Below are 25,413 nucleotides of genomic sequence, written 5' to 3'. Positions count from 1 at the left end.
TCAGAGTCGTTGTCCATGACCACCACACGCATGTTGGCGAGCAAAGTCCCCGAGGTGACGCTCTACTTCTGGATCATCAAAATCCTGGGAACCACCGTCGGCGAGACAGCCGCCGACGCACTCAACGTCGATCTCGGCTTCGGTCTCACCAGGACCACCCTCGTCGTCGGCATCATGTTGGCCGCAGCGCTGATCTACCAGTTCACCCTCCGGCGGTACGTGCCATGGATCTATTGGCTCGTGGTCATCCTGATCAGCGTCGCCGGCACGCTGATCACCGACAACCTCACCGACAACTTCGGTGTACCACTGGCAACAAGTACCGGATTCTTCACCGCCGGACTGATCCTCACCTTCGCAGCCTGGTACATCTCCGAGGGAACACTCTCGATTCACAGCATCCGGACCCGCCGTCGCGAAGGATTCTACTGGCTCGCAATCCTGTTCACCTTCGCACTCGGCACCGCTGCAGGCGACCTCGTCGCAGAGCAGATCGAACTGGGATACCTCACCTCGGCGCTCATCTTCGCCGCCATCATCGCCCTGGTCGCCGCCGCGCACTACGCCCTACGGCTCAATGCAGTCCTTGCATTCTGGATCGCCTACATCGTCACACGCCCACTCGGCGCCTCCATCGGTGACTACCTGACCCAGGACAAGACTGCCGGCGGCCTCGGACTCGGACCGACCCTCGTCACCGCCGTGTTCGTGATTGCCATCGTTGGTTCCGTGGCGTACCTGAGCATCACCAAAGCCGACGTCATCGACACCACGGTGGACAACCCAGATGCGAAAGATGCGGCGAGGGCCTGACACCACGCGAATTCTCTACGAGCTGCACCGATAGCTCGCTTCGCTGCAGAATCATTTCCCCGCTGTAGCGACGCAAGGTTCCTCCGTTGCTGCCGGGGCTTGACATCTCACGAGGCGGATAGACGGCGAACACCATGGCCCTGCCCCGCCAGGCCCGAACAGATACTGTCGGCGGAATCGATCAAAACTCCCGTACCTGAATGTCGCAGGTAGCCGGGTCCGCTGATCGCACCGCAATGCAAGCAGATCCCTACATGGCGCGTAGCGGATCCGAAGTTGCGCGATGGGAACACACATTCGTGCTCTCTCAGCTCTCCACAGGGATCTTTCAGGAGCCGGTGGGCATAGTCGAACATGTACCGCACGCATGAAATGTGCACCCCGACAACCGAAGGAACCTCGTGAACACCAAAAACAAGATCGTTGCAGTAGCCGCCGTCCTGCTGGCCGGAGCATCCATCGGTGGCGGCATCGCTGCCGCACAAACTCTCGATCACAGTGCAGCACCAGACAGCAGTGTCGTCGACACACCGGAAGCCGGAGACACACCCGACGCACCTGGCGCAGCGGATGTTCCGGATGCAGGCGACACTCCGGACGCACCAGGGACTGTAGATGTTCCGGAAGCAGGCGACACCCCGGATGCGCCGGGCGCCGCCGACGTACCCGAAGCAGGCGACACCCCGGACGCACCCGCCTCAGTTGACCTGCCCGAGCCCGGCGACGTCGCGGACGCACCGGGACAGTAACTCCGCCAACCAATCCGTAGCGCCCGAAGGTTGATAGCCTTCGGGCGCTGCCCGCATATCGAACTCACTATCCTCTTGTACAGCAGCATCTTTCAGCGTTTCTTCAGCACCTCCCGTGCATGATCGGCATAGATCGGCTCACTTCTGTCAGGAGCCGCTCATGCTCGCACCGACCCTTCCGACACTGCCGGATCACAGCGCGGACTCGCAGATCTCGCACCGCGAGGTGAAGATCTGGAAGATGCCCGCAATCGCCGCGCTAGTTCTCCTCTCGCTTGCGTCGGTGTCGTATGTACGGTCGCTGACAACCCCGGGCTACGCAGCATGGAACGCCCCTGCTGTGACCGGCGATACGCTTTCAGCGGTTCTTCAGGAGCACTTCTGCACACTGAAACCGTGCTCCTCTCCTCATCGACGTCCGCCGTGCACGCAACGGTCACCGAAGTAGTCACCGAAGCCGCCTCCGCCGACGTCGAAGCCGCCGGCCTCGCGATAGCCCTCGGCCTCGTCGTACTCGGAATCATGCTCAGGACACGCGAGAACGGAGCCCGCGCGGCGATCCTCTCCGCACTCGGCTACGCCTTCGCTGTACTGGTCCTAGCCATCGCGGTACACAGCAACGGCGCTCTCACCGGCGCCGATGCACCCACCGCCCAATGGTTCGTCGACCACCGCAATTCCACCCTCGATCACCTCGCAATAGCCATCACCACCGCAGGCGGCCCACCCGAAACAGCAGCATTGGGCATCCTCATCGCAGTAGCGCTGATCTGGCGAACCAAGCGATACGGCCCAGCGGTGATATTGCTTGCGACCGTCGCCACAGCATCGATCCTGTGCACCGCACTGAAACTGATCGTCGGCCGCGACCGCCCACCACTGTCGATGCAACTGATACTCGAAACCGATCACTCATTCCCATCAGGACACGTCACCGGCAGCGGAGCCCTACTGATGATGATCGCGCTCATCGCCAGCGCGCGACGCCCGACGGCTGTGCGCGCCCTGCTCCTCGCTATCGCACTCGCCCTCACCGTCGTTGTTGCCTGCACACGCATGTATCTCGGAGTCCACTGGCTCACCGACGTCTGCGCCGGCGCACTCATCGCCGCAGCCATGGTCACCCTCGGCGGCTACGCGCTACACCGACTCGACACTGCGACCGCGGACGAACCCACTCCATCGCGACTGACCATCATGAACAGGATCTCCTTATGACATCGAACGCTGTGGCATCGGCACTGACCGGAGGTTTAATGGACCCGAGCACCCTCCTCGCCACATTCGGGTTGATCGGACTGCTCGCCGTGATCTTCGTCGAGACGGGTCTGTTGATCGGATTCTTCCTCCCCGGCGACTCCCTGCTCTTCACTGCCGGAGTACTGGTCGCGCAAGCCGATCCATTCGTTCCGTTATGGGTGATCCTCGTGTCCGCACCGATTGCAGCAGCCCTCGGTGATCAATGCGGGTACTTGATCGGACGTGCCGCCGGCCCCGCTGTCTTCGATCGCCCCGATGCCAAACGACTCGGCCCCGCCCAACTCGCACGGGCTCGAGCCTTCTTCGACAAATACGGCGCTCGCACAGTCGTTCTCGCCCGATTCGTACCCGTCGTCCGGACGCTCGCGCCTGTCATGGCGGGAGCATCGGGCATGAAATACCGAACATTCCTCGTCTACAACATCATCGGCGCAGCGGCGTGGGGTATTGGTGTACCGACGCTAGGGTATCTACTCGGCGGAATTCCATTCGTGCGCCATCACATCGAGATCATACTCATCGGAGTTGTCGTGCTCTCGATACTCCCGATCGCCGTCAACTACCTCCGATCCCGGACCAAGAAAACGACCGAAGTATCGGCCTGACGCGCACTCGCGTAACACGGCCGCGGCCGCCCACACCGAATACAGGTGTCGGGGCTTCGGTCTGTTCGAAGGTCGTTGTTCCGAGTTCGTAGGCACCCTGTGCCTCTTGAACATCCGGCCCGAGACCAATGCACGTTGCCGGCAAGGTGTGCCGCACTACCAACCCAGAGGGGGACTCGAACCGGCAACCGTCCGATCAGCAATGCAGTCCGACAGGTCTCTCCGTTTGCTCGTTCCGGCCGAACCTGTGGCAAGCGTCGGAGCAGATCCGCCGCTACCGATGACGGTGGTGTAAAACCGAGGACATCAGTCGTTGCTACACCGGAGATGGTGGTCCGCTCTGCATGGTCGAGCAGAAATCACAGTGCCGGACAACGGTGCGACTGTCCGAGGCGATAAGGCGGTCGCCAGTATGGTCGAACAATGACTGTGCGTGCGGGTGTTGTGGTTACGGGAAACGAAGTTCTGGCCGGTCGGGTCACCGACAGGAACGGCCCGTGGGTGGCCCAGCGACTACTGGAGATGGGAGTGGACGTTGCCCACATCACGATCTGCGGTGACCGGCCCGAGGACCTGACGGCGCAACTACAATTTCTCGCGGATCAGCGCGTCGACTTGATCGTCACCACCGGAGGCTTGGGCCCGACCGCTGACGATCTCACCGTGGAGACCGTTGCCGCTCTGTACGGCCGTGAATTGCACCTCGACGAGGAACTCGAACAACGCATCCACGCAATCGTGCAGCGATGGCGAAGCCGGTTGAGTTCTGCAACCGACTCAGAGCCGTTGTTGGCAGGTATTCGCAAGCAGGCAATGGTTCCGCACGGTGCGTATTCCATTCCACCGACCGGAACCGCCCCCGGTGTAGCGATACCTGCCGGAGACTCCGGAACACTGCCCGCTGTCCTGATATTGCCCGGCCCGCCTCGCGAACTGCAGGCGATGTGGCCGGAGGCACTCGACAGCGCACCGGTCGCCGAGGTACTGGCCCGAAGCACTCAAATCCGTCAGAACACCATTCGTGCGTACGGGCTGTCCGAAGCTGACCTCGCTGCAACGCTACGGACAGCGGAGCGCCAGATCACGGGATTCGGCGATCTCGAAATCACCACTTGCCTGCAACTCGGCGAGCTCGAGATGGTGACCCGCTATGCAGAGCCTGCCGCAACCGCATACACGGACCTCGCAAGTCTCATCGACGAACAACATGGCGCGCAGGTCTTTTCGATCGACGGATCCACCATCGACGACATCGTCGCGAACCTGTTGGCCGGCCATCGGATTGCCACCGCAGAATCGTGCACAGGTGGCATGATCGCCGCACGTCTCACCGATCGCGCGGGATCGTCGGCGTACGTCATCGGCGCGGTCGTGTCCTACGCCAACGAGGCGAAAACCGGGCTCCTCGACGTCCCCGCCGAGATGATCGAAGAACACGGCGCTGTCAGTGAAGAAGTGGCCGCCCAGATGGCGGAGGGCGCACGGAGCAGACTCGGCGTCGACATCGCGGTATCCACCAGTGGCGTCGCGGGACCGGGGGGCGGCACCGACCTCAAACCGGTCGGCACTGTCTGCTTCGCGATTGCCTCTGCCGACCGACCGACCATGACGCGCACACTCCGGCTCCCCGGCGACCGCGCAAGCGTGCGTGCGCTGTCCACTACAGCGGCGATGCACATGCTCGCCGACGCGTTGGGGCCTGTGAATTGATCGACATCGTTCTCGGGCGCGGTGGTCGTGATCAGTTGGTCCCGAAACGCAGAAAGACCCTCTGACCAAGCGATCGAATCGCTGGTCAGAGGGTCTATCACTGCTCCCCCGGCTGGACTCGAACCAGCAACCGTCCGATTAACAGTCGGAAGCTCTGCCAATTGAGCTACAGGGGATTACTTCACGGCGTCACACTCTCGTGTGCGCCGAGAGAAACCATAGCGCACACCCCCATGGGAGTACCAAATCGCCCTGGTGGAGCCGAGTCAGGCAGGATGGTGGGACGCGCGTAGAGGTAGGTGAAGTGGCGCCTACGTCAATGACCGGCAACACTGATGACCGGCAAACACTGTGGGAGGACTTTGATGATTCGTTTGGTTCTGGCTGCTGGAGCGGCGTACGTACTCGGAGCCAAGGCTGGTCGTGGTCGCTACGAGCAGATCCGTAAGACAGCTGCAGCCGTCGCCGGGAGTCCAGCTACGAGGAAGGTTCTCGATGTGAGCAGGCAGAAGCTGTCGGACTCGTTGAACACGCAGCCGAAGCTCGAGCCCATGAAGACGATCGACGACGAGTCGCAGCTGTACATCCCGCAGGATCAGCTCCGCAGGAAGTAGCTAGCCGGCGGCTGAATCGTCCTCCACGTTGCCGATGGCCTGCTCGAGCAGGCTTCGCCGGTACTGTTCGAGGGCGATGACGTCGCCGAGCAGTGCGTAGTACTCGTCCGGGTTCTCCTGCGGTGACATGCGCTGCATCTTGGATTTGAGTTCGGCGACCTGCTCACCGACCCACACTTCCTGCAAGCGGGCCATCACGCCGTTGATGTAGCGAGTCAGCGCGATGTCGGCGACCGGTATGTGTTCGACGGCCAACTCCATGACGAGTGACTGAATGACAGGTCCCTCGGCGCGTTTGGCGACGGCATCGACCCATTCGCCTCCGCCGAGCCCCGCAGCGGTGCCGCCGGCAGCTGTGACAGCCGCACTGACGGCCGCGTAGGCGGGATGTGTGAATGTCTCCGGGGGCAACGAATCGAACACGGAGCCGGCGATCGAGGGGTTCTGCAGCGCGGCCTTGAGGGCTTCGCGCTGCGGCCACAGCGCCGGATCTCGCGGTTGCGGTCGCGGAGGGCCGGCCGGTGTTTCCGGCTTCGGCTCCTGACGCTTCTCGAACGGCACGCGCTTGTTGTTGGCGTCTCCGCCGCCCCGAGCGATCCTCTTGGCTTCGTCCCGCACTCTGGCGAGCACCATCGCGGTGTCGTCCCAGCCGGTCCACCCGGCGAGCTGGCGGGCGTACTCGTCACGCAACGAGCCGTCCTTGATGCGGGCAACGACGGGGACCGTCCGCTTCAGAGCTTCGACGCGGCCCTCGGGGGTGTCCAGATCATGTTCGCTCAGCAGCGATTTGACGACGAACGCAAACATCGGTGTCCGACGCGCCACCAAATCGCGCACGGCAGGATCGCCGGACTTCTGGCGTAACTCGCAGGGATCCATCCCGTCGGGGGCGATGGCGACGAACGTTTGCCCGGCGATCTTCTGATCGCCTTCGAATGCTTTCATCGCGGCTGCTTTTCCTGCCGCGTCACCGTCGAAGGTGTAGATGACCTCGCCGCGAAAGTAGCTGTCGTCCATCATGAGTCGACGCAGCATTGCCAGGTGGTCTTCACCGAAGGCAGTACCGCACGACGCGACGGCGGTCTTGACGCCGGCCAGGTGCATTGCCATGACGTCGGTGTAGCCCTCGACGATGACGGCCTGGTGCGACTTGGCGATGTCCTTGCGTGCCATGTCCAGACCGAACAGCACCTGAGACTTCTTGTACAGCATGGTTTCCGGGGTGTTGATGTACTTGCCGGGCATGGTGTCGTCGTCGAAGAGCTTTCGTGCGCCGAAGCCGATGACGTCGCCGCTTTGACTGCGGATCGGCCAAACCAGGCGACGGCGGAATCGGTCGATCGGGGTGCCGCGCTTGCCTGGCGTGGCCAGGCCGGCGTCGATGATTTCTTTGGCCTCGAAACCTTTGCTCAGCAGATGCTTGGTGAGGGTGTCCCAGCCGTCGGGGGCGTATCCACACCCATAGGTGAGTGCGGCTTGCCCGTCGAAGTCGCGTTCGGTGAGGTAGTCCTGCGCCGCCTGCGCGTCGGGCTCGCGGAGCCGTGCAGCGTAGAACTCCTGCGCGGCAGCGTTGGCCGCGATCAGCCGTGCGCGTGTGCCGCGATCCCGCTGAACCGACGGCCCGCCACCTTCGTAGGTGATGGAGTAGTTCAGCCGGTCTGCGAGCTGCTCGACGGCTTCAACGAACGAAATGTGCTCGATCTTCTGCAGGAACGAGTAGGCGTCACCGCCCTCGCCGCAGCCGAAGCAGTGATAGTGCCCATGGTTGGGGCGCACGTGGAACGACGGTGACTTCTCGTCGTGGAACGGGCACAGCCCCTTCATGGAATCGCCGCCCGCGCGCTTGAGCGAGACGTAGTCACCGACCACGTCCTCGATTCGAGTGCGTTCGCGGATGGCGGCTATGTCTCGTTCAGGAATTCGGCCGGCCACACCGGGCAGTCTAGTACCGCGCACCGGCTGCGAAGAATCAGATCAGCCCCAACTGGCCTGAGCGCCCAGGCTGCGCTTGTCGATCCGCTCGAGCCGACTTTCGGTGTACGACGCAATTTGATCGACGACCACGCGAGTGCGCTGCGCGTCGTCTTGGGCGCGGTTCCATGCCGGCACGAAAATCGGGTCCAACTCCCCCGGCGCCGAGCGCAACAACCATTGCGCGACGCGGTGGATTCGTTCCCGCTGCCGTTCCTGACGGAGCTTGTGTCCGGCATCGGACATCACGTACCGCAACGCCATCGTCTTCAGGAGTGCCACCTCAGAGGCGACGACCGCCGGGATGACCAGATCGGCGTCGTATCTCGACAGTGAACCGGTGCCCCACTTGTCGCGGGTGCCGTTGATCGCAGCGGTCGCGAATCGCCCGACCAGTTCGCTCGTGAGGTGCTTGAGCTTCACCGACGCTTCGAGTGTCCCGTCGAACCGACCTGCCGTCACGACAACCGGCATGCGTGAGAGTCGCTCTGCAGCCTCGATCAGCTCGTCTACGTCGAGACCACGGAATTCCCTGATTCCGAGTTCGGCCAATGCGCGCTGCTCGGAACGATCGCCGAGTGCTCTGAGGTCGATTCTGGCGCCGATCACACCGTCTTCGACGTCGTGGACCGAGTACGCGACGTCGTCGGCCCAGTCCATGGACTGTGCCTCCAGGCACTTGCGCCGGTTCGGCGCCCCATCGCGAACCCAATCGAGGATCCGACCGTCGTCCTCGTACGCGCCGAACTTTGCTCCCGGCGACGGCCGCAGCCACGGATATTTGATCGCGGCATCGAGGGATGCGCGGGTGAGATTGAGGCCGACGCTGATGCCGTCGGCGTCGAGAGTCTTCGGTTCCAGACCGGTGAGGATTCGTAGGTTCTGCGCATTGCCCTCGAATCCGCCGCAATTCTCGGCGACCTCGTCGAGTGCCCTCTCCCCGTTGTGCCCGTACGGCGGGTGACCGATGTCGTGTGCGAGGCCTGCCAGGTCCACCAGGTCCGGATCGGCGCCGAGTCCTTCGGCAATGCTGCGCCCGATCTGCGCCACCTCGAGCGAATGTGTCAATCGCGTGCGCGGGGTATCTCCGTCACGCGGTCCGGTGACCTGAGTCTTGTCGGCCAACCTCCGCAGTGCCGCACTGTGCAGTACGCGTGCTCGGTCCCGCGCGAACGCGCTGCGGTGAGATGCATTCTCTTGCCCGCCATCGAGCCCTGCCGTCTTACGCGGTTCCGCGACGAACCGTTCGAGGTCGTGATCGGTGTAGCCACTCACCGCTATTGCCCTGCCGTGTAAGAGAAGTCGGCGGTGAAGTGGGTGAGCTGATACCACAGCAGCGCCCCGGTTTCGCGAGCAATTCCATGAGCCTGCGATTCCCTGGTGTAGACCGCTGGGCCCGTCCTCGTCGGCGAGGTCCATGCGTCGAGGCCTGCATCCCTGGCCATTGTGCGAGTGCGCAACGAATGCCACGGGTCGCTGACCAACACCACGGACGATTTTCCCTGCTCGCGCAAGGTGTCGCTGACCGCCTCGATGCTTTCGAGAGTGTCCGAGCCCTCCTCGACAGCGGTGATCTTGTCTGCGGGCACGCCTTGCTCGATCAGATAGTTGCGCCCGGACGCTGCTTCGGTGAACAGGTCACCTTCCTGCTTGCCGCCGACGGTGACGATCTCCGGTGCCACGCCCTGTTCGTACAGGGTGGCGGCCTGATCGAGGCGTGCCTCGAACACAGTCGACGGTGTACCCGAATACTGGGCCGCACCGAGAACCACGATCGCCTCTGCCGGAGAGTTGTCGTCGATCCGCGCCACTTGCCAGACTCGAACAGCCGTGCCGCCGACGACGAGGAGACCCATCAGCACGACGCCCAGGATGAGTCGCGTCGTCCACCGGCCGAGCGTGCCGACGAAACCGAGCCGATCATGGCCGGATGGGCGCTGATCCAACGGTCGACCGTACGAATCCCCATCGGGTTCGCCGTACGGATTGCGGTCGAGAGTCGAGTTCACTCCCCGAGTTTGCCAGTCGCGCGCGATCGCGGTCGTATGGGCGCGCGGGAACTCGGCGTCGGCGGTCAGAGCCAACCGCGATCCAGGGCAATCCGAATCGCTTCGGCACGTGTGGTGGTGCCGGTCTTACCGATGGCCGCGGAGAGATGATTGCGTACCGTCCCCTCTGACAGATGAAGCGTCGCCGCCATCCGCCCAGCCGTGCCACCTGCTACTGCTGCACGGAGAACCTGCTGCTCACGCGAAGTCAACGGCGATACTCCGGCGGTCAGTGTCTCCGTGGCCAGCGTCGGATCGACGACGCGGAGGCCCATGTTCACGCGCCGGACCGCGTCGGCGAGCTGCCGGGCCGGGGTGTCCTTGACCACGAATCCGTCGGCGCCTGCGTCGAGGGCGCGCCGCAGATAACCGGGGCGGCCGAAAGTTGTGACGATCAACACTCGACACGAGGGCACGTGGGTGCGTAGTTCTTTGGTGGCAGCGATCCCGTCGATACCCGGCATTTCCACATCGAGAAGCGCGACGTCGGGTGTGTGTTCCAGCGCCGCGGCAACGACCTGATCGCCGCGGCCGACTTCGGCCACCACCTCGAGATCGGATTCAAGCTCGAGTAGGGCCGCCAGAGCACCGCGCACCAACGCTTGATCGTCGGCGAGCAACAGTCGAATTGTCATTGCGACATCACTTCCACGCGAAAACCACCGGATTCTCCGCTGCCGAGCACGAGTGTGCCGTTGGCAGCTTTCACTCGTTCACCGAGTCCACGAAGACCATTGCCCCCGGAGGTCGCATCCGTAGCCATCCCGCGGCCGTCGTCGGACACGACGATCGACGTCGGATCGAGCGCGACCGAACATTGTTGCGCACCGCTGTGCCTGATGACGTTGGTGACGCCCTCACGCAATGCCCAACCGAACAGTTCACGGTTTCGCAGAGGGACATCGTCGGCGTCGGCAGGCAGGTCAGCTCCGATCCCCGCAGCGTCGAGCGCCGATCGTGCATTGCCGAGCTCCACCGCGATGTCCACGCGGCGAGCACCACTGACCGTGCTGCGCACATCGCCGAGCGCTTCCCGTGCGAGTGCTTCGACTTGTGCGATCTCGACGGCGGCTCGCGCAGGGTCGAGGTCGATCAGACGTCCGGCCAGTTCGGCTTTGACCGTGATCACGGTGAGTGAGTGTCCGAGGATGTCGTGGACATCGCGCCCCATTCGTTCACGTTCAGCAACGACGGCGAGGTCCGCCAATTGTTGTCGGGCTTCGGCGAGTTCGTGGTTTCGGCGAAAGACCTGCGTAATGCCCCAGGCAGCAAGGGCACTCACGATGAGTTGGAACCCGAAGAAGCTGTCGGGTTCCCAGTCCGGCACGAATCGCGGCAGTAGTTCGACAGCTGCGAGCATCGCAGCAACGAGCGTGACCGACTGAACCGAAGGCAGGATCATCACGGCAAGAACTGCGATGTAGATGGTCAGACCGAATGCGGTCGTCCCCAGCATCAGCGAGAGCAGGGCCGTGATCGCCAGCATCGAGGCGAGTGAACTCCAAGCCAGCGCCGAGGACATCGGCCGATCGTGGCGGTGTCCGTGCCGAAATGCCCAGAACGTACCGAGAAAGAGCAACGCGAACCCGACCACAAGTGTCAGCCCAGCTACTCGCGCGAACCACGAGGGCTTGGCGAGTACCTCACCGATGGGATAGGCCAGGTAGATCAACCATGCCGCAGCGAAGATCGGCCCGAACCGCCAGAAGCGGTCGCCACCCTCCTGCGCCTGTGGATCGATCCGCTCACTCATGTTGCCTACGTTATCGGTGTCGGCAGCACGAGTGAGCGAAGAATCAGACACGTTGGGTATCGCGACGGAACAGCACAGCGGCACCGAAGATGAATACGCCTGCCCACACCGCGAGATTGAGCACGGCCACCGCGAGGGTAGCGGCGCTGGGATCGGTGAAGGGAGCGCGTGCCACCGTGGCCAGCCCGTAAAGCGGGGTGAACTTGGAGACAAAAGGGAACCAGCCGCCGTCTGCCAGCGGCACGAAGAGCCCGCCTGCGAACGCGAGAACGGCGAGAACTGGGCCGAGTACCTGCATGACGTTCTCGGATGGGAGGAGATATCCCATGAACAATCCGAAGGCCGCGAAGACCGAACTACCGAGCCATGCGATGACGCCCGTCGAGATCCACACCCAGATCGGCATATCAGCGCCGAAGACGGAAGCTACCGCGAACACGACGACGATGGATGCCAGTCCCATGGTCATCGCCACTGCCATCTTGGTGACGATGTAGGCGACCGGCTTCAACGGGGTCAAACGCAGTTGTCGACTCCATCCCTGTGCACGTTCCACGGAGACCATTGCGCCCCCGCTGGTAGCGGCGAGCATCGCCCCGTAGACCGCCATGCTGATGGCGATGAACGCGGTGACGTTGCCGTGTGCGAACGCGTAGTTCGACGAGTAGTCCGACGCGGTCCCGAAGATGACGAAGAACACCGGCGGCATGACGAGGGTGAACAGCACCGTCCGACGGTTGCGAATCAATCTCTTGATCTCCAGGCCGAGGAATGTGGGGCTGAATCCGCCGAGATTCAGGGTCGGACGCGAAGTCATCTGTGTTGCAGTCATATCGAACTCCCTGCGAGATCTGCTGGATAGTCGGTGGTCAGTGCGAGAAATGCGTCTTCGAGTCCCCGAGAGACAATTTCGAGGTCGACGGCGTCGATGCCGAGCAGGTAGCGCGCAACGGCGTCCGAGTCCTGTCCGTGGACGATCACTCGATCTCCCCGCGTTTCCACCCGGTCGACCCCCGGAATTGCCAGGAGTGCCCGCTGATCGACATCGATGGCCGTGGCAGTCACGGTGCGACCGGATGCCAGGTTCTTGACCTCCGCGGCACTGCCGTCGGCGACGATCCGCCCGTGGCGAAGCAGCACGATGCGATCTGCGTAGGCATCTGCCTCGTCTAGATAGTGGGTAGCGAAGAGAACGGTGCGCCCGCTTCGCGCGTCGGTGCGAATGGCGTTCCAGAAATCACGTCGCCCCTTCACATCCATCCCGGTCGTCGGCTCGTCGAGGACGAGCAGATCGGGCTCGGGCAGAAGTGCCAACGCGAACCGCAGGCGTTGCTGCTCACCGCCCGAGCACTTCGCGACACGTCGGTCGGCGATGGCGGTGATTCCGGCGCGTTCGATGACCTCGTCGACCGGTTGTGTCCGCGGAAACAATGCAGCGGTGAGCCGGACCGTTTCGCGCACCGTGAGGTCTCTGAGCAGACCACCCGACTGCATCACGGCCGAGACCCGCCCCGCGCTGATCGCGTCTGCGGGTGTCTCACCGAAGATGCTCACCGTCCCGGAGTCCGGTCGCGCCAGACCGAGCATCATGTCGATGGTGGTCGTCTTCCCCGCGCCATTGGGGCCGAGGAAAGCCACCACTTCCCCCGGCTCGATACGCAGACTCACGTCCGCGACGGCTCGGACATTTCCGAAAGATTTGCTCAGGTGGTCCAGATGCACCGAAGGTGTCGTTGTCATGAGATCAACACTGCTCGCGTCGAGGGCGTCGAACCCCTTCCGTGCGTCATGTTCTCGGCATGACATGTGTCATGGGTTGTCCTCCCGGTAAGTTCGGTACCTATGGCAGTCGATCAGGCAGAGCACCGGCCCGCGTTCGTTGCGGTCCGGAGAGTTCTCGCATACAGCGCACTCACCACCGTCCTGGGATTCACCGCTTTACTCGGCGCCGCCGGGACCGCCTCGGCCGAACCGCCGTCGCGCCTCGACACGCAGATCACCGACGAAGTGCAGGTGCTCGACGAGCAGAGCACCGGAGATATTCAGGCCGCGATCGACGATCTTTACAACAACAGCCGTATCCGGCTCTGGGTTACTTTCGTCTCCGATTTCGACAACTTGTCCTCCGAGAGTTGGGCGCAACAGACGTACACCGCGAGCGATTTCGGGCAGCGGGACGTACTCCTTGCGGTGGCGACGGACGGCCGGGCGTACTACCTCGGCGTCGACAAGTCCTTGACGGAGATCACCGCGGCGGAGCAAGAGTCGATCCGTGTAGATCAGATCGAGCCGGCGTTGGCACAGCGAGATTGGTCCGGCGCGGCCATCTCCACCGCAGGAAGCCTCGACGAGGCCTACACCTCCTCCGGCTCGGACGGGTCCGGTACACCGTGGTTGATCGGTGCGGGCGCGGTACTCGTCGCCGGTGGCGGAGCTGTCGCCTACTCCTCTCGGCGAAAAAAGAAGCTACGCAAGGCGAGCATCGAAGCAGCGCACACCATCGATCCGACCGACACTGCCGCACTCAGTGCGCTTCCGCTCGATGTACTCGATGCTCGCGCCCATTCGATGCTCGTCGAGACGGACAACGCCGTGCGCGCCAGCGAGGAAGAGTTGACCATCGCGCGATCGGAGTTCGGAGATCGAACTGCAGCGCCCTTCATCAGTGCATACGAGGAAGCAAAGAAAGCACTCGCTTCCGCGTTCGAAATGCGTCAGCGTCTCGACGACGCCATTCCGGAAACGCCGGATCAACGACGCTCCATGCTCATTCACATCATTTCCTCGTGCGGCCGAGCCGATCACGAACTCGACTCTCGCGTAGCGGAATTCGAATCGATGCGAGATCTGCTCATCAACGCCGGTTCGAAGTTGGATTCGCTGACGCAGACCGTCGTCGGCTTGACCGTCCGAATCCCCGAATCGCAGCAGATTCTAGAACAATTGCGCACCGAATTTGCGCCGGCTGCGCTCGCATCTATCGAAGCCAACGTCGATATGGCTCGCGAGGCAATCGAACTCGCCGAGTCGAACATCGCCGTCGGCCGAGAGGCAGCTGCACGACCCGCAGGCAAACAGGGCGAACTGGTCTCTGCCGTCCGAACCGCAGAAAAAGCAGCCGAACACGCACGGGCATTGCTCGACGCAGTCGACCACGCGCAGAGCGATATCCGTAATGCGATAGCGACACTTCCGGCCGCCATCGAAGAGGTGCGCAAAGACATCGCCGCCGCTGCAACTCTCAGTCGGCACGGTGGGCCCGATTTGGACAAGGCGCGCGCAGCGGCCGAACAGGCACTACGCAATGCCGAGGCGTCCCAGGCATCGGATCCGCTCGGAAGTTACAACCAACTCGTTGCTGCCGATCAACAACTGGACGCAACGATCGAAGACGCAACCGAGGTGAAAGAGCAGGAGGAGCTTCTGCGCGCACGACTCGCGCGTGACATCGGCGCGGCTCAGTCGCAGATCACCGCTGCCAAGGACTACATATCGACCCGACGCGGCGGCGTCGGAGCCGAAGCGCGAACCCGCCTCGCAGAATCGGAGCGGCATTTCGAAGCCGCCCGCCAGCTGGAGTCCTCGGACCCGGCGAAGGCGCTCCAGCATGCTCAGGCCGCAGCACAATTGGCCACGCAGGCATCTCAGAGCGCGCAGGCCGACGTCCGAGACTGGGAAGATCGCAATCGCCCACGCGGAGGCGGTGGCGGTGGGAATATGGCCGGCGCGGTCCTCGGCGGAATCCTCATCAACAGCGTCCTACGCGGCGGGGGCGGCGGCTTCGGTGGAGGCGGCTTCGGCGGCGGGGGCGGCTTCGGCGGAGGAGGCGGTGGCGGCGGCGGTTTCGGTGGCGGTGGCGGCCGGTTCTAGACGACTGGTCGCGTCCGGTCGCCGAGGTTGTGCGAACCTGAGTCGAGGTGACCGAACACGACGTTCGGTCACCTCGACTTCGGCGTTCTAGGCTCCGAGCAACCGCTGCGCGAGGTAGCCCTCGACCTGATCGAGAGCAACCCGCTCCTGCGCCATCGTGTCGCGCTCGCGGATGGTGACGGCATGGTCGTCGAGCGTGTCGAAGTCGACGGTGATGCAGAACGGCGTACCGATCTCGTCCTGGCGACGGTATCGACGGCCGATGGCTCCGGCGTCGTCGAATTCCACGTTCCAGTACTGACGCAATTGCTGTGCCAGGTCCTTCGCTTTCGGCGTCAGATCGGCATTACGTGAGAGCGGCAGAACGGCAACCTTGACCGGCGCGAGGCGGCGGTCGAGCTTGAGTACGACGCGCTTGTCGACGCCACCCTTGGCGTTGGGTGCCTCGTCCTCTGAGTACGCGTCGACGAGGAATGCCATCAGCGAACGAGTCAGACCGGCCGCCGGCTCGATGACGTACGGCGTGTAGCGGGTGTCGGTGGCCTGCTCGTAGTAGCTCAGGTCCTGGCCGGATGCCTTCGAGTGCACCGAGAGGTCGTAATCGGTGCGGTTGGCGACGCCCTCGAGTTCACCCCAGGCGCTTCCCTGGAAGCCGAACCGGTACTCGATGTCGACGGTCCGCTTGGAGTAGTGCGAGAGCTTCTCCTTGGCATGCTCGTACAGGCGCAGGTTCTCCGGGTCGATACCGAGGTCGGTGTACCACTTCATGCGGTAGTCGATCCAGTACTCGTGCCACTCCTCGTCCTCGCCGGGCTTGACGAAGAATTCCATCTCCATCTGCTCGAACTCGCGAGTGCGGAAGATGAAGTTTCCGGGGGTGATTTCGTTGCGGAAGCTCTTGCCGATCTGGCCGATGCCGAACGGCGGCTTCTTGCGTGAGGTCGTCAGCACGTTGGCGAAGTTCACGAAAATGCCCTGAGCAGTCTCGGGCCGCAGGTAGTGCAGCCCTTCCTCGTTGTCGACCGGTCCGAGGAACGTCTTGAGAAGGCCCGAGAACGCGCGTGGTTCGGTCCACTGGCCCGGGTCGCCGGTCTCGGGATCGCGGATATCGGCGAGGCCGTTCTCCGGCGGATGCCCGTGCTTCTCCTCGTACGCTTCGAGCAGATGATCGGCGCGGTAACGCTTGTGGGTGATCAGAGATTCGACGAGCGGATCACTGAAGGTTTCGACGTGACCCGACGCTTCCCAGACCTGACGCGGCAGAATGACCGACGAGTCGAGGCCGACGGTGTCTTCGCGGCTGGTGACCATGTTCCGCCACCACTGCTTCTTGATGTTCTCTTTGAGCTCGACGCCCAGCGGGCCATAGTCCCAGGCAGACTTGGTGCCTCCGTAGATCTCGCCGCAGGGGTATACGAGACCTCGGCGCTTGGCGAGGTTGGCGACGGTGTCGACTTTGGACTTGGGTGCCACTGGCGGAGCTCTCCATCTTCGGTGTTCGAGGGGGTAGTTGCAGGCGCTTGGCCTCGCGCCAGCCTATCGGTCGGGCGGCGTATATCCGAACGGTCCCCATTTGGTTTGACATGCATACTCCTGCATATCAAAATGGAAGTGATTTGCATTAACACCAAGTACGCGGGCCTGACACCGGCGAAAGACGTTCTGAAAGTAGGGAGATCCTCTTGGCAACGATGGAGACGAACCCCTCACACCGGAACGATGATGCTGCCGACGATCCCCCATCTCAGGCTCTCGACGACCATTCCCACGACCCGTTCGCATCTGCTCCCCCGGCACCGATCCCACCCAAAGAAACACTCGCAGCCGCAGGCGACATCCTGCGCGCTCTCGCTGCACCGGTACGTATCGCGATCGTGCTTCAACTACGCGAATCGGAGCGCTGCGTACACGAGCTGGTCGGCGCCCTCGGCGTCACACAGCCGTTGATCAGCCAACACCTGCGGGTTCTCAAGGCTGCCGGGGTCGTCCGCGGTGAGCGCAACGGCCGCGAAGTTCTCTACCGTCTCGTCGACGACCATCTGTCACACATCGTCGTCGACGCCGTCGCACATGCCGAGGAAGGCTGAAGTTACCCATGACCGACAGTTCGTCGACCGATACTGCCCGTCCCCGAAAGCCCGTCGTAGCAGGGGTGCGGGCCACCAAACAGCGGAGCGCGATCTCCGACCTCTTGGACAGCATCGAGGAGTTCCGATCCGCGCAGGATCTGCACGACGAACTCCGCAAGCGTGGAGAAGGCATCGGCCTCACCACCGTCTACCGCACGTTGCAGACCCTCGCCGACGCAGGCACCGTGGACGTTCTTCGCATCGACACCGGCGAATCGGTATATCGGCGATGCTCGTCGGGGCATCACCACCATCTGGTGTGCCGCCTCTGTGGCTACACCGTCGAGGTCGAGGGCGCAGACGTGGAGAAATGGTCGCAGGACGTCGCCGAGGACAACGGCTTCAGCGACGTCAGCCACACGGTCGAAATCTTCGGCACCTGTAGCGAGTGCCGAGCAGGCTCCTAGCCCGACCCTCCGCGAGCAGGCGTCAGGGCAAAAGTCCTACACGTGCCTTCTCGACGCCTGCGAGCACGAGGACCAACATCGTCATCAGCGGTTCGTCGTCGAGTCCGCTGGCCGGAAATGTGTACCGCAGCAGTACGTCGGCCATCTTTCCGTTGACATTGACCGAGATCGAGCCGAACTGCGACTCGGCGTTTCGGTCTGCGACCTTCTTGTGCAGCGAGGCCTTCACCGGGCGATCCCACGCCAGAACCGCTGTCAGAGAAAGCACTTCGAGACCCGGCGACAGCACTAGCGAACGCAACGAGCACAAGGCCCCCGCATAATCGAACCCCAGCGACCCCTCGTCTGCCACTGTGACGGTCGCGAACTGGGCCAGCGCAATCTGGGCGCGGGATTGCAGGGACAACTGTTCACTCATACTTGACTCCACCGAATCTGCGGTCTCTGGAAGCGAATTCGACACATGCCGCCCACAGATCCCGGCGGTCGAAGTCCGGGAACAGCTTCTTTTGAAATACGAACTCCGCGTAGGCCGATTGCCACAGCAGGAAGTTGGACGTGCGCTGCTCACCGGACGGACGCAGAAACAGATCGACGTCGGGCATGTCGGGCTCGTCGAGATACTTCGCGACGGTCGCTTCGGTGATCTTCTCCGGGTCGAGTTTTCCCTGCGCAACCAGCCGCGCTATTTCCTTTGTCGCGTCAGCGATTTCGGCCCGGCCGCCATAGTTGACACACATCGTCAGCGTCATGACGGTATTATGCTTCGTCAACTCCTCGGCGACCTCGAGCTCCTTGATCACACTGCGCCACAGGCGAGGTCGACGGCCGGCCCACCGAACGCGAACGCCCATCTCGTTCATTTCGTCGCGCCGACGCCGAATGACATCGCGGTTGAATCCCATCAGGAATTTCACCTCGTCGGGACTACGCTTCCAGTTCTCAGTCGAGAACGCATAGGCCGAGAGCCATTTCACACCGATGTCGATGCAGCCACTGACCGTATCCATGAGCACGGCCTCGCCGCGCTCGTGTCCCGCGGTACGCGGCAGGCCTCGGTCCTGCGCCCACCGCCCGTTGCCGTCCATGACCAACGCGACATGCCGCGGAATCAGCTCAGGTTGCAGGATCGGCGGCCGGGCACCCGACGGATGCGGGTCCGGTGGGCGTACAGCGATCTCCTCGTCAGGCCGTGTACGCGGTTCGCGTCGTCGAATCACGGTCTTCATCCTGCCCGACGGTGGATATTCGGACCGACTCAGCCTCGACCTGATGCGGTTTCGATCGTTCGATCAGGGGCAACGTCCGCAACTGACGCTCGAGATGCCATTGCAGATGCGCGGCGACAAGGCCACTCGTCTGACTACGCACCGCAGTCGACGTCGTCTCGGTGTAGATCCACTCACCACGCTCGAGGGCAACCATCAGATCGAGTACACCGGCCATCGGGGTCGCCGCCCCGGGCGGCCTGCAGTGAACGCAGACGGAGCCGCCGGCTGCGACATGGAACGCCCGATGTGGGCCGGGAGCGGCGCACCGGGCGCACTCGGTCAACGACGGTGCCCACCCGGCGTACCCCATTGCGCGAAGCAGGAAGGCGTCGAGGACCAGCTCTGGTGGACGAGCGCGGTCGCCCAGTGCTCGCAGCGCCCCGACAGTCAGTTGGTGCAGACGTCTGGCGGGTGCATGTTCTTCGCCCGCGAGCCGCTCCGCCGTTTCGAGAATCGCGCATCCGGTGGTGTAGCAGCCGTAGTCGGTCACGATATCGCCGCCGAAGGCGTCGATGGTGTGGACCTGCGTGACGATGTCGAGGTTGCGTCCGGGGTAGAGAAGAACATCGACGTGAGCGAACGGCTCCAGCCTCGCGCCGAACTTCGACTTCGTGCGGCGGACGCCCTTCGCGACGGCCCGGACGATTCCGTTGTCTCGGGTCAGGAGCGTGACAATCCGATCGGCCTCGCCCAGCTTGTGCTGGCGCAGCACGACTGCGTTGTCCCGATAGAGCCTCACGTGTTCAATACTCCCACGCTGGTCCGACGGTTCCCATCTCCCTCGCACAGGTTCGATACTGTGCAGGCGTGGATTTTTCTCGTGCGACCCTCGTCGAACAAGCCGCAGCACTCGCAGCAGGCCGCATCACCTCGACTGCGGCCGTCACCGAGTCGCTGGACCGAATCGAGAAGAGTCAGCCAACTCTGAATGCGTTCCGCATCGTGCGAAGTGACGCCGCACTGAGGGAGGCCGCGGAGACCGATCGTTTACGCGCAACGGGGCACACTGCTCCCCTTCTAGGTGTGCCGATCGCGGTGAAGGACGACGTCGATGTCACTGGTGAACCGACGGCATTCGGATGTGCCGGGGAGTTCCCGCGGGCAACCGCCGATTCGGAGGTAGTGCGCAGACTTCGCGACGCCGGTGCCGTCATCGTCGGTAAAACGAACAGTCCAGAACTCGGACAATGGCCGCTCACCGGTGGAAGCGCGTTCGGTCACACTCGAAATCCCTGGAGTCGTGCGCACACGCCCGGCGGTTCATCGGGCGGGAGCTCAGCGGCGGTGGCCGCCGAATTGGTCTCGGCAGCAATGGGTTCCGACGGTGCGGGCTCGGTGCGCATTCCGGCGTCGTGGACAAATCTCGTCGGAATCAAACCACAGCGCGGACGCATCTCGACATGGCCGGAGCCCGAGGCCTTCAACGGCATCACCGTCATCGGCCCGCTGGCGCGGACCGTCGCCGACGCGGCACTCCTGCTCGATATCGTCTCGGGCAGTCACGACGGCGATCTGCACAAGCCTGCACCGTTGCTGGTCTCGGACGCGGTCGGTCGCAATCCGGGTTCGCTCAGGATCGCGCTGAGCCTGCGCAAGCCCTTCATTCCGACACCCTCGAAATTGGACCCCGAGATCTCGGCCGCGGCTTACGAGATGGCAGCGGTACTGCGATCACTGGGCCATCACGTGGTCGTAGACGATCCGAATTACGGAATCACATTAGGTCTCAATTTCCTTCCCCGTTCACTGGCCGGTGTAGCAGCCTGGCTCGATCGACTCCCGGATGCGTCGCTGGCCGATCCGCGTACCCGTGCCAACGCCAAATACGGGCGCGCCCTTGCCGGCGCGCCGCTGCGCGCAGCCCGCGCCGCGGAACCGCGGATCCGGCGTCGTATCGGCCGAATATTCGACGAATACGACATCGTGTTGGCTCCGACGACGGCTACTCCACCGCCGCTGATCGAAGCAATCGACGACAAGACCAACAGCGAGACCGACCGCATCATCACCGAGCACTGTCCCTACACCTGGCCGTGGAACGTTCTCGGATGGCCGAGTGTGAACATCCCGGCCGGCTTCACCATGAACGGCCTGCCGATCGGTATGCAGCTGATGGGCCACGAATCCTCGGAACCGCTGCTGGTCTCCGTTGCCGCACAACTGGAGAACGTGCTGCAATGGCATCTCCAGCGACCGGAACCGTGGTGGTGAGGAACACCGTCGACACGGCCCGATCGAATCAAAACCCGAGCTTGCCCATCTGCTTGGGATCGGTCTGCCAGTCCTTGGCGATCTTGACGTGCAGGTCGAGGTAGATGCGAGTACCGAGCAACTTCTCGATCTGCAAGCGCGAGTTGGTACCGACCTCTTTCAACCGAGCACCACCCTTGCCGATGATGATCGCCTTCTGGCTCGAGCGTTCGATGTAAAGGATTGCGTGGACGTCGAGCATGTTGTCGTGGCCCTCGCGAGGAGTGATCTCATCGATGACGACGGCTAGCGAGTGGGGAAGTTCGTCGCGAATACCTTCGAGCGCGGCCTCTCTGATCAACTCCGCCATCAGGATTTCTTCTGGCTCGTCCGTCAGTTCCCCGTCCGGGTAGAAGGCAGGGCCGGGTGGCAATTCGGAGGCGAGCAGGGCGACCAGCTTCTCCACCTGCTCACCCGATTCGGCAGACACCGGAATCACGTGGCTGCTCTCCCCCAGCAACTTCGACAGAGCCATGAGCTGCTGTACGACGCGTTCTTTCTTGACCTTGTCGATCTTGGTCACGATGCCGATCAGCGTCGTCTTCGGCGAGATGTGGCGAACCTGCTCGAGAATCCAGCGATCACCCGGCCCGATCTTTTCGTCCGCGGGGATGCACAGTCCGATGACGTCGACCTCGGAATACGTGTCCTGCACCAGATCATTGAGTCGCTGCCCGAGAAGTGTTCTCGGGCGGTGCAATCCAGGGGTGTCGACGAGAATCAACTGCGCATTCTCGCGGTGAACGATGCCACGAATGGTGTGGCGCGTGGTCTGCGGACGCGATGAAGTGATGGCGATCTTGGAACCGACGAGCGCGTTGGTCAGCGTCGACTTTCCGGTGTTCGGCCGACCGACGAAACAAATGAATCCGGACCGAAAATCTTCTTCGCTCGAATCAGACATCGAGCACCTCCCAGCTCTTCCCGCCGCGCGATGCGGCCGGGATGGTTGTATTCGTTCTGCCGCACAGCTCAGGCATCGGACGCTTCTGTCGACGATTCCTCATCGTGATCGTTCTCGAACCTCTCCACCAGTACGGTCGTGACTCGCACTCGACCCTTCTGATCGGCGCCGCCTTCGCCGGTGAATGCCAAGCCGTGCGACTGCACACGCGAGCCTGGAAGCGGTACTCGTCCGAGCTCGTAGCCCAGGAGACCACCGACGGTGTCGACATCCTCGGATTCGATCTCGATGTCGAACAACTCGCCGACGTCATCGAGTGGCACACGCGCAGATACCCGATAGCGTCCGTCACCCAAGTCTTCGATGGGGGCAACTTCACCGGCGTCGTACTCATCGGCGATCTCTCCGACGATTTCCTCCAACACATCCTCGATGGTGACCAGCCCTGCAGTTCCACCGTATTCGTCGATGAGCACGGCCATGTGCTTACGGTCACGCTGCATTTCGGCGAGCAAACTATCCAACGGCTTGGAGTCCGGTACGAATACTGCCGGCCTCATGACGTCGGTAACCTTCACACCGCGTCCGCCATCGGTGGAGTAGTACGTCTGCTGCACAAGATCTTTCAGGTACACGACGCCGATGATGTCGTCGACGTTCTCACCGATCACCGGAATCCGGGAATGCCCACTGCGCACGGCGAGCGAAGTCGCCTGTCCCGCTGACTTGTCGGACTCGATCCACACCATTTCCGGCCTCGGAACCATCACCTCGCGCGCCGAGGTATCACCGAGTTCGAAGACGGACTGGATCATTCGGCGCTCGTCGTCAGCAACCACTCCACGCTCACGAGCCATGTCGACCAGTTCACGCAGTTCGATCTCGGATGCGAACGGGCCGTTGTGGAATCCGCGCCCCGGCGTGATCGCGTTGCCGATGAAGATCAGCACGCGGCTCACCGGACCGAGAATCCAGCCGAGGCCTCTCAACGGAAGTGCCGCGAACAGTGCAATCGAGTACGCGTGTTGGCGCCCAAGCGTTCTGGGACCGACACCGATGACAATGTAACTGACCAACACCATCACGACGGCAGTCACGAGAAGCGCGATCGTTTCGTCGAGAACACCTATCAGCCCGCCCGCGAGTAGAACTGTGGCAACGATTTCGCACAGGATGCGAAGAAGAACCGTCAGATTCACGTATCGAGGGCGGTCCGCGACGATGGTGAGTAGACCGATAGCGCCCGGGCGCCCATCTTTGACCATGTCCTCGACGCGGGCCCGCGAGACCGTGTTCAATGCCGAATCCACCGCAGCGAACAAACCGGCGACCGGTACGAGGACGACTGCTGCCACTATCAGCGCAGGCGCATCGCTCACAGGTTGTCGCCGCCGACGAAGCCGGTTTTGCCGAGCAGTCGACTGTCCCGGGCCGCCTGTACTTCGGCTTCTTCTGCGCGACGGAGATCCTCGTACCACTCCGCCAGAATGCGATTCTGAAGAGCGAACATTTCCTTTTCTTCATCCGGTTCGGCGTGGTCGTAGCCGAGTAGATGCAGAACGCCGTGGACAGTCAGCAGTGCCAACTCGTGTTCGAGAGGATGGCCGGCTGCTGCTGCCTGGTCTGCGGCGAAGGACGGGCACAGCACGATATCGCCGAGCATCGACGGTCCAGGCTCAGGAGAATCCGGACGACCGCCGGGCTCGAGTTCGTCCATCGGGAACGACATCACATCCGTCGGGCCCGGCAAATTCATCCACCGCATGTGCAGGTCCGCCATGGTCGACGAATCGACGAGAACCATCGACAATTCGGCCGCTGAATGCACGTCCATACTGGCGATAGCGAACCGGGCCACACTTACGAGATCCGTTTCGGAGACTTCCATCCCCGATTCGTTGGACACCTCGATACTCATTGCTGCTCACTCTTTCGACAAGGGACTTTCGAGCAGATTCTATCGGCGAGCAGAGCGCGGCCCTCCAGAGCGTCGCTGTCCCCGATTGCTCAGCGAGAGATCCTGGTTGTTCGTGGACTCGAACCTCTCGTAAGCGTCGACGATTTCCGACACCAGGCGATGTCGAACCACGTCGCTACTGGTCAACTGAGCAAAGTGGATATCATCGACGTCGGTGAGTATCTCCGACGCGGCCCGTAGCCCCGAACGTGCGCCACCGGGGAGGTCAACCTGAGTGATATCGCCGGTCACGACGATCTTCGACCCGAATCCCAGCCTGGTGAGGAACATCTTCATCTGCTCGGCGGTGGTGTTCTGCGCCTCGTCGAGAATGATGAACGCGTCGTTGAGGGTCCGACCGCGCATGTACGCCAGCGGAGCGACCTCGATGACACCTGCCTGCATGAGCTTCGGAATCGCCTCGACATCCATCATGTCGTGCAGTGCGTCGTGCAGCGGGCGCAGGTACGGATCGATCTTGTCGTGCAACGTGCCGGGCAGAAAGCCGAGACGCTCCCCTGCTTCCACCGCCGGCCGCGTCAAAATGATGCGGCTGACCTGCTTGGCCTGCAACGACTGGACCGCCTTGGCCATCGCCAAGTAGGTCTTGCCGGTACCAGCAGGGCCGACACCGAAGACGATGGTGTTGGTGTCGATCGCGTCGACGTAGCGCTTCTGATTGAGTGTCTTCGGCCGGATGGTCTTGCCTCGACGAGAAAGGATGTCCAGGCTCAGCACTTCGGCCGGTGACTCCGCGACACCTTCGGTCATCATGCCGACAGCCCTGCGTACCGCATCGACGGTCAGCGGCTGCGCGCGCTTGGCGACGGCTGCCAACTCGGAAATGACGCGCTCGGCGAGCGCCACGTCGGTGACCTTGCCACTCAAAGTGACTACGTTTCCTCGGACATGGATGTCAGCGCTCAGAAGCTGCTCGAGGGTCCGCAGGTTCTCGTCGGCGGGTCCCAGCAGCGGGAGAACGGCCTCAGGCGCAAGCTCCATGCTGGACCGAACCATGCGTTCGGTGGGAAGTTCGCTGTGTTCACTCACGTGGTGGCTATGGCCTGCTTTCCGATGTCGACGAGCATGAAATGGACGGGGC

Annotated in this window: 25 protein-coding genes and 1 tRNA gene; 10 read left to right on the top strand and 16 right to left on the bottom strand. The window is 62.8% G+C overall.

Annotated elements, in window-relative coordinates; all coding sequences use genetic code 11:
• Positions 1 to 15: 15 nt before the first annotated feature.
• The 5 genes from H2510_RS10405 (at position 16) to H2510_RS10385 (ending at position 5,137) form a co-directional block, all read left to right on the top strand.
• Complete coding sequence (locus H2510_RS10405; RefSeq protein ID WP_186628265.1) at positions 16 to 813, top strand: hypothetical protein; 798 nt, start codon at positions 16 to 18, stop codon at positions 811 to 813.
• 401 nt (positions 814 to 1,214) lie between these two features.
• Positions 1,215 to 1,562 carry a hypothetical protein gene (locus H2510_RS10400; protein ID WP_186628264.1) on the top strand — a complete coding sequence of 116 codons (348 nt, stop codon included), beginning with the start codon at positions 1,215 to 1,217 and terminating at the stop codon, positions 1,560 to 1,562.
• Positions 1,563 to 1,958: 396 nt separating this feature from the next.
• On the top strand, positions 1,959 to 2,780 hold the full coding sequence (locus H2510_RS10395) for a phosphatase PAP2 family protein (RefSeq protein ID WP_186628263.1): 822 nt from the start codon (positions 1,959 to 1,961) through the stop codon (positions 2,778 to 2,780).
• The gene (locus H2510_RS10390; RefSeq protein WP_222438576.1) at positions 2,777 to 3,427 is read left to right on the top strand and encodes a DedA family protein; all 651 of its coding nucleotides are present in this window, start codon (positions 2,777 to 2,779) and stop codon (positions 3,425 to 3,427) included. The genes H2510_RS10395 and H2510_RS10390 overlap by 4 nt, the downstream gene beginning before the upstream one ends.
• Before the next feature lie 423 nt (positions 3,428 to 3,850).
• On the top strand, positions 3,851 to 5,137 hold the full coding sequence (locus tag H2510_RS10385) for a competence/damage-inducible protein A (protein WP_186628262.1): 1,287 nt from the start codon (positions 3,851 to 3,853) through the stop codon (positions 5,135 to 5,137).
• Positions 5,138 to 5,240: 103 nt separating this feature from the next.
• On the opposite strand, the gene H2510_RS10380 is transcribed toward H2510_RS10385, so the two are convergent.
• Positions 5,241 to 5,313 (bottom strand) — tRNA-Asn (locus H2510_RS10380).
• A 189-nt stretch (positions 5,314 to 5,502) separates the two neighbouring features.
• Between H2510_RS10380 and H2510_RS10375 the strand changes: the two genes are divergently transcribed.
• Entirely contained in the window at positions 5,503 to 5,751 is a 249-nt protein-coding gene (locus tag H2510_RS10375) for a hypothetical protein (RefSeq protein ID WP_084344795.1), read from the top strand.
• On the opposite strand, the gene dnaG is transcribed toward H2510_RS10375, so the two are convergent.
• The 7 genes from dnaG to H2510_RS10340 all read right to left on the bottom strand — a co-directional run bounded on the left by dnaG (position 5,752) and on the right by H2510_RS10340 (position 13,263).
• Positions 5,752 to 7,683 (bottom strand): DNA primase, encoded by a 1,932-nt coding sequence (gene dnaG / locus H2510_RS10370; RefSeq protein WP_186628261.1) that lies wholly within the window; start codon positions 7,681 to 7,683, stop codon positions 5,752 to 5,754. It lies immediately after the preceding gene.
• A gap of 42 nt (positions 7,684 to 7,725) precedes the next feature.
• On the bottom strand, positions 7,726 to 9,003 hold the full coding sequence (locus H2510_RS10365) for a deoxyguanosinetriphosphate triphosphohydrolase (protein WP_186628479.1): 1,278 nt from the start codon (positions 9,001 to 9,003) through the stop codon (positions 7,726 to 7,728).
• Entirely contained in the window at positions 9,000 to 9,731 is a 732-nt protein-coding gene (locus H2510_RS10360; RefSeq protein ID WP_186628260.1) for a YdcF family protein, read from the bottom strand. Before H2510_RS10360 ends, H2510_RS10365 begins: the two co-directional genes overlap by 4 nt.
• Before the next feature lie 65 nt (positions 9,732 to 9,796).
• Positions 9,797 to 10,405, bottom strand: a complete 609-nt coding sequence (locus H2510_RS10355; RefSeq protein ID WP_186628259.1) for a response regulator transcription factor — start codon at positions 10,403 to 10,405, stop codon at positions 9,797 to 9,799.
• On the bottom strand, positions 10,402 to 11,523 hold the full coding sequence (locus H2510_RS10350) for a sensor histidine kinase (protein ID WP_186628258.1): 1,122 nt from the start codon (positions 11,521 to 11,523) through the stop codon (positions 10,402 to 10,404). The genes H2510_RS10355 and H2510_RS10350 overlap by 4 nt, the downstream gene beginning before the upstream one ends.
• A 43-nt stretch (positions 11,524 to 11,566) precedes the next feature.
• Positions 11,567 to 12,355, bottom strand: coding sequence for an ABC transporter permease (locus H2510_RS10345; protein ID WP_186628257.1), 789 nt, complete (start codon positions 12,353 to 12,355; stop codon positions 11,567 to 11,569).
• The gene (locus H2510_RS10340; RefSeq protein ID WP_186628256.1) at positions 12,352 to 13,263 is read right to left on the bottom strand and encodes an ABC transporter ATP-binding protein; all 912 of its coding nucleotides are present in this window, start codon (positions 13,261 to 13,263) and stop codon (positions 12,352 to 12,354) included. The genes H2510_RS10345 and H2510_RS10340 overlap by 4 nt, the downstream gene beginning before the upstream one ends.
• A 102-nt stretch (positions 13,264 to 13,365) precedes the next feature.
• On the opposite strand from H2510_RS10340, the gene H2510_RS10335 reads away from it, so the two are divergent.
• Positions 13,366 to 15,393: a TPM domain-containing protein gene (locus H2510_RS10335; RefSeq protein ID WP_186628255.1), complete on the top strand. Its 2,028-nt coding sequence runs from the start codon at positions 13,366 to 13,368 to the stop codon at positions 15,391 to 15,393.
• Between the two features lie 87 nt (positions 15,394 to 15,480).
• Here the strand turns inward: H2510_RS10335 and H2510_RS10330 are convergent, their stop codons facing one another.
• Positions 15,481 to 16,866, bottom strand: coding sequence for a glycine--tRNA ligase (locus H2510_RS10330; RefSeq protein ID WP_186628254.1), 1,386 nt, complete (start codon positions 16,864 to 16,866; stop codon positions 15,481 to 15,483).
• A gap of 218 nt (positions 16,867 to 17,084) precedes the next feature.
• Here H2510_RS10330 and H2510_RS10325 point away from each other — a divergent pair, with 218 nt between their 5' ends.
• Both H2510_RS10325 and H2510_RS10320 read left to right on the top strand, forming a co-directional pair.
• On the top strand, positions 17,085 to 17,480 hold the full coding sequence (locus H2510_RS10325; RefSeq protein ID WP_222438575.1) for a helix-turn-helix transcriptional regulator: 396 nt from the start codon (positions 17,085 to 17,087) through the stop codon (positions 17,478 to 17,480).
• Between the two features lie 8 nt (positions 17,481 to 17,488).
• Positions 17,489 to 17,929, top strand: a complete 441-nt coding sequence (locus H2510_RS10320; protein WP_186628253.1) for a Fur family transcriptional regulator — start codon at positions 17,489 to 17,491, stop codon at positions 17,927 to 17,929.
• A gap of 22 nt (positions 17,930 to 17,951) precedes the next feature.
• Here the strand turns inward: H2510_RS10320 and H2510_RS10315 are convergent, their stop codons facing one another.
• The 3 genes from H2510_RS10315 to recO are packed head-to-tail and all read right to left on the bottom strand — an operon-like array spanning position 17,952 to position 19,939.
• A complete protein-coding gene (locus H2510_RS10315) occupies positions 17,952 to 18,347 on the bottom strand; it encodes a hypothetical protein (RefSeq protein WP_186628252.1) in 396 nt (131 codons plus the stop codon).
• The gene (locus tag H2510_RS10310) at positions 18,340 to 19,158 is read right to left on the bottom strand and encodes an isoprenyl transferase (protein ID WP_222438574.1); all 819 of its coding nucleotides are present in this window, start codon (positions 19,156 to 19,158) and stop codon (positions 18,340 to 18,342) included. The genes H2510_RS10315 and H2510_RS10310 overlap by 8 nt, the downstream gene beginning before the upstream one ends.
• Positions 19,115 to 19,939: a DNA repair protein RecO gene (recO, locus tag H2510_RS10305; RefSeq protein WP_186628251.1), complete on the bottom strand. Its 825-nt coding sequence runs from the start codon at positions 19,937 to 19,939 to the stop codon at positions 19,115 to 19,117. The genes H2510_RS10310 and recO overlap by 44 nt, the downstream gene beginning before the upstream one ends.
• 68 nt (positions 19,940 to 20,007) lie before the next feature.
• On the opposite strand from recO, the gene H2510_RS10300 reads away from it, so the two are divergent.
• On the top strand, positions 20,008 to 21,411 hold the full coding sequence (locus H2510_RS10300) for an amidase (protein ID WP_186628250.1): 1,404 nt from the start codon (positions 20,008 to 20,010) through the stop codon (positions 21,409 to 21,411).
• A 28-nt stretch (positions 21,412 to 21,439) separates the two neighbouring features.
• On the opposite strand, the gene era is transcribed toward H2510_RS10300, so the two are convergent.
• From era to H2510_RS10280, 4 genes are all read right to left on the bottom strand, one after another.
• Positions 21,440 to 22,354 carry a GTPase Era gene (gene era, locus H2510_RS10295; protein ID WP_186628249.1) on the bottom strand — a complete coding sequence of 305 codons (915 nt, stop codon included), beginning with the start codon at positions 22,352 to 22,354 and terminating at the stop codon, positions 21,440 to 21,442.
• 68 nt (positions 22,355 to 22,422) lie between these two features.
• Entirely contained in the window at positions 22,423 to 23,733 is a 1,311-nt protein-coding gene (locus H2510_RS10290) for a hemolysin family protein (RefSeq protein WP_186628248.1), read from the bottom strand.
• A complete protein-coding gene (ybeY, locus tag H2510_RS10285) occupies positions 23,730 to 24,272 on the bottom strand; it encodes an rRNA maturation RNase YbeY (RefSeq protein WP_084344756.1) in 543 nt (180 codons plus the stop codon). Before ybeY ends, H2510_RS10290 begins: the two co-directional genes overlap by 4 nt.
• A gap of 39 nt (positions 24,273 to 24,311) precedes the next feature.
• The gene (locus tag H2510_RS10280; protein ID WP_186628477.1) at positions 24,312 to 25,328 is read right to left on the bottom strand and encodes a PhoH family protein; all 1,017 of its coding nucleotides are present in this window, start codon (positions 25,326 to 25,328) and stop codon (positions 24,312 to 24,314) included.
• Positions 25,329 to 25,413: the final 85 nt, after the last annotated feature.

Origin of the sequence: Rhodococcus sp. BP22, assembly GCF_014281965.1 — a bacterium.
In the GTDB taxonomy this organism is placed as follows: domain Bacteria; phylum Actinomycetota; class Actinomycetes; order Mycobacteriales; family Mycobacteriaceae; genus Rhodococcoides.
Note: the sequence above shows the minus strand (reverse complement) of the source record. Positions and strands in the feature narration are given on the sequence as shown.

Excerpts from the sequence above, each read along its gene's own strand:
- H2510_RS10375 (WP_084344795.1), top strand. The coding sequence starts at position 5,503 with ATGATTCGTTTGGTTCTGGCTGCTGGAGCGGCGTACGTACTCGGAGCC.
- H2510_RS10345 (WP_186628257.1), bottom strand. The coding sequence starts at position 12,355 with ATGACTGCAACACAGATGACTTCGCGTCCGACCCTGAATCTCGGCGGA.
- H2510_RS10280 (WP_186628477.1), bottom strand. The coding sequence starts at position 25,328 with ATGGTTCGGTCCAGCATGGAGCTTGCGCCTGAGGCCGTTCTCCCGCTG.
- H2510_RS10325 (WP_222438575.1), top strand. The coding sequence starts at position 17,085 with ATGGAGACGAACCCCTCACACCGGAACGATGATGCTGCCGACGATCCC.
- ybeY (WP_084344756.1), bottom strand. The coding sequence starts at position 24,272 with ATGAGTATCGAGGTGTCCAACGAATCGGGGATGGAAGTCTCCGAAACG.
- H2510_RS10335 (WP_186628255.1), top strand. The coding sequence starts at position 13,366 with ATGGCAGTCGATCAGGCAGAGCACCGGCCCGCGTTCGTTGCGGTCCGG.
- H2510_RS10320 (WP_186628253.1), top strand. The coding sequence starts at position 17,489 with ATGACCGACAGTTCGTCGACCGATACTGCCCGTCCCCGAAAGCCCGTC.
- H2510_RS10340 (WP_186628256.1), bottom strand. The coding sequence starts at position 13,263 with ATGACAACGACACCTTCGGTGCATCTGGACCACCTGAGCAAATCTTTC.
- H2510_RS10390 (WP_222438576.1), top strand. The coding sequence starts at position 2,777 with ATGACATCGAACGCTGTGGCATCGGCACTGACCGGAGGTTTAATGGAC.
- H2510_RS10385 (WP_186628262.1), top strand. The coding sequence starts at position 3,851 with ATGACTGTGCGTGCGGGTGTTGTGGTTACGGGAAACGAAGTTCTGGCC.
- H2510_RS10405 (WP_186628265.1), top strand. The coding sequence starts at position 16 with ATGACCACCACACGCATGTTGGCGAGCAAAGTCCCCGAGGTGACGCTC.
- H2510_RS10310 (WP_222438574.1), bottom strand. The coding sequence starts at position 19,158 with ATGAAGACCGTGATTCGACGACGCGAACCGCGTACACGGCCTGACGAG.
- H2510_RS10355 (WP_186628259.1), bottom strand. The coding sequence starts at position 10,405 with ATGACAATTCGACTGTTGCTCGCCGACGATCAAGCGTTGGTGCGCGGT.
- era (WP_186628249.1), bottom strand. The coding sequence starts at position 22,354 with ATGTCTGATTCGAGCGAAGAAGATTTTCGGTCCGGATTCATTTGTTTC.
- H2510_RS10350 (WP_186628258.1), bottom strand. The coding sequence starts at position 11,523 with ATGAGTGAGCGGATCGATCCACAGGCGCAGGAGGGTGGCGACCGCTTC.
- H2510_RS10315 (WP_186628252.1), bottom strand. The coding sequence starts at position 18,347 with ATGAGTGAACAGTTGTCCCTGCAATCCCGCGCCCAGATTGCGCTGGCC.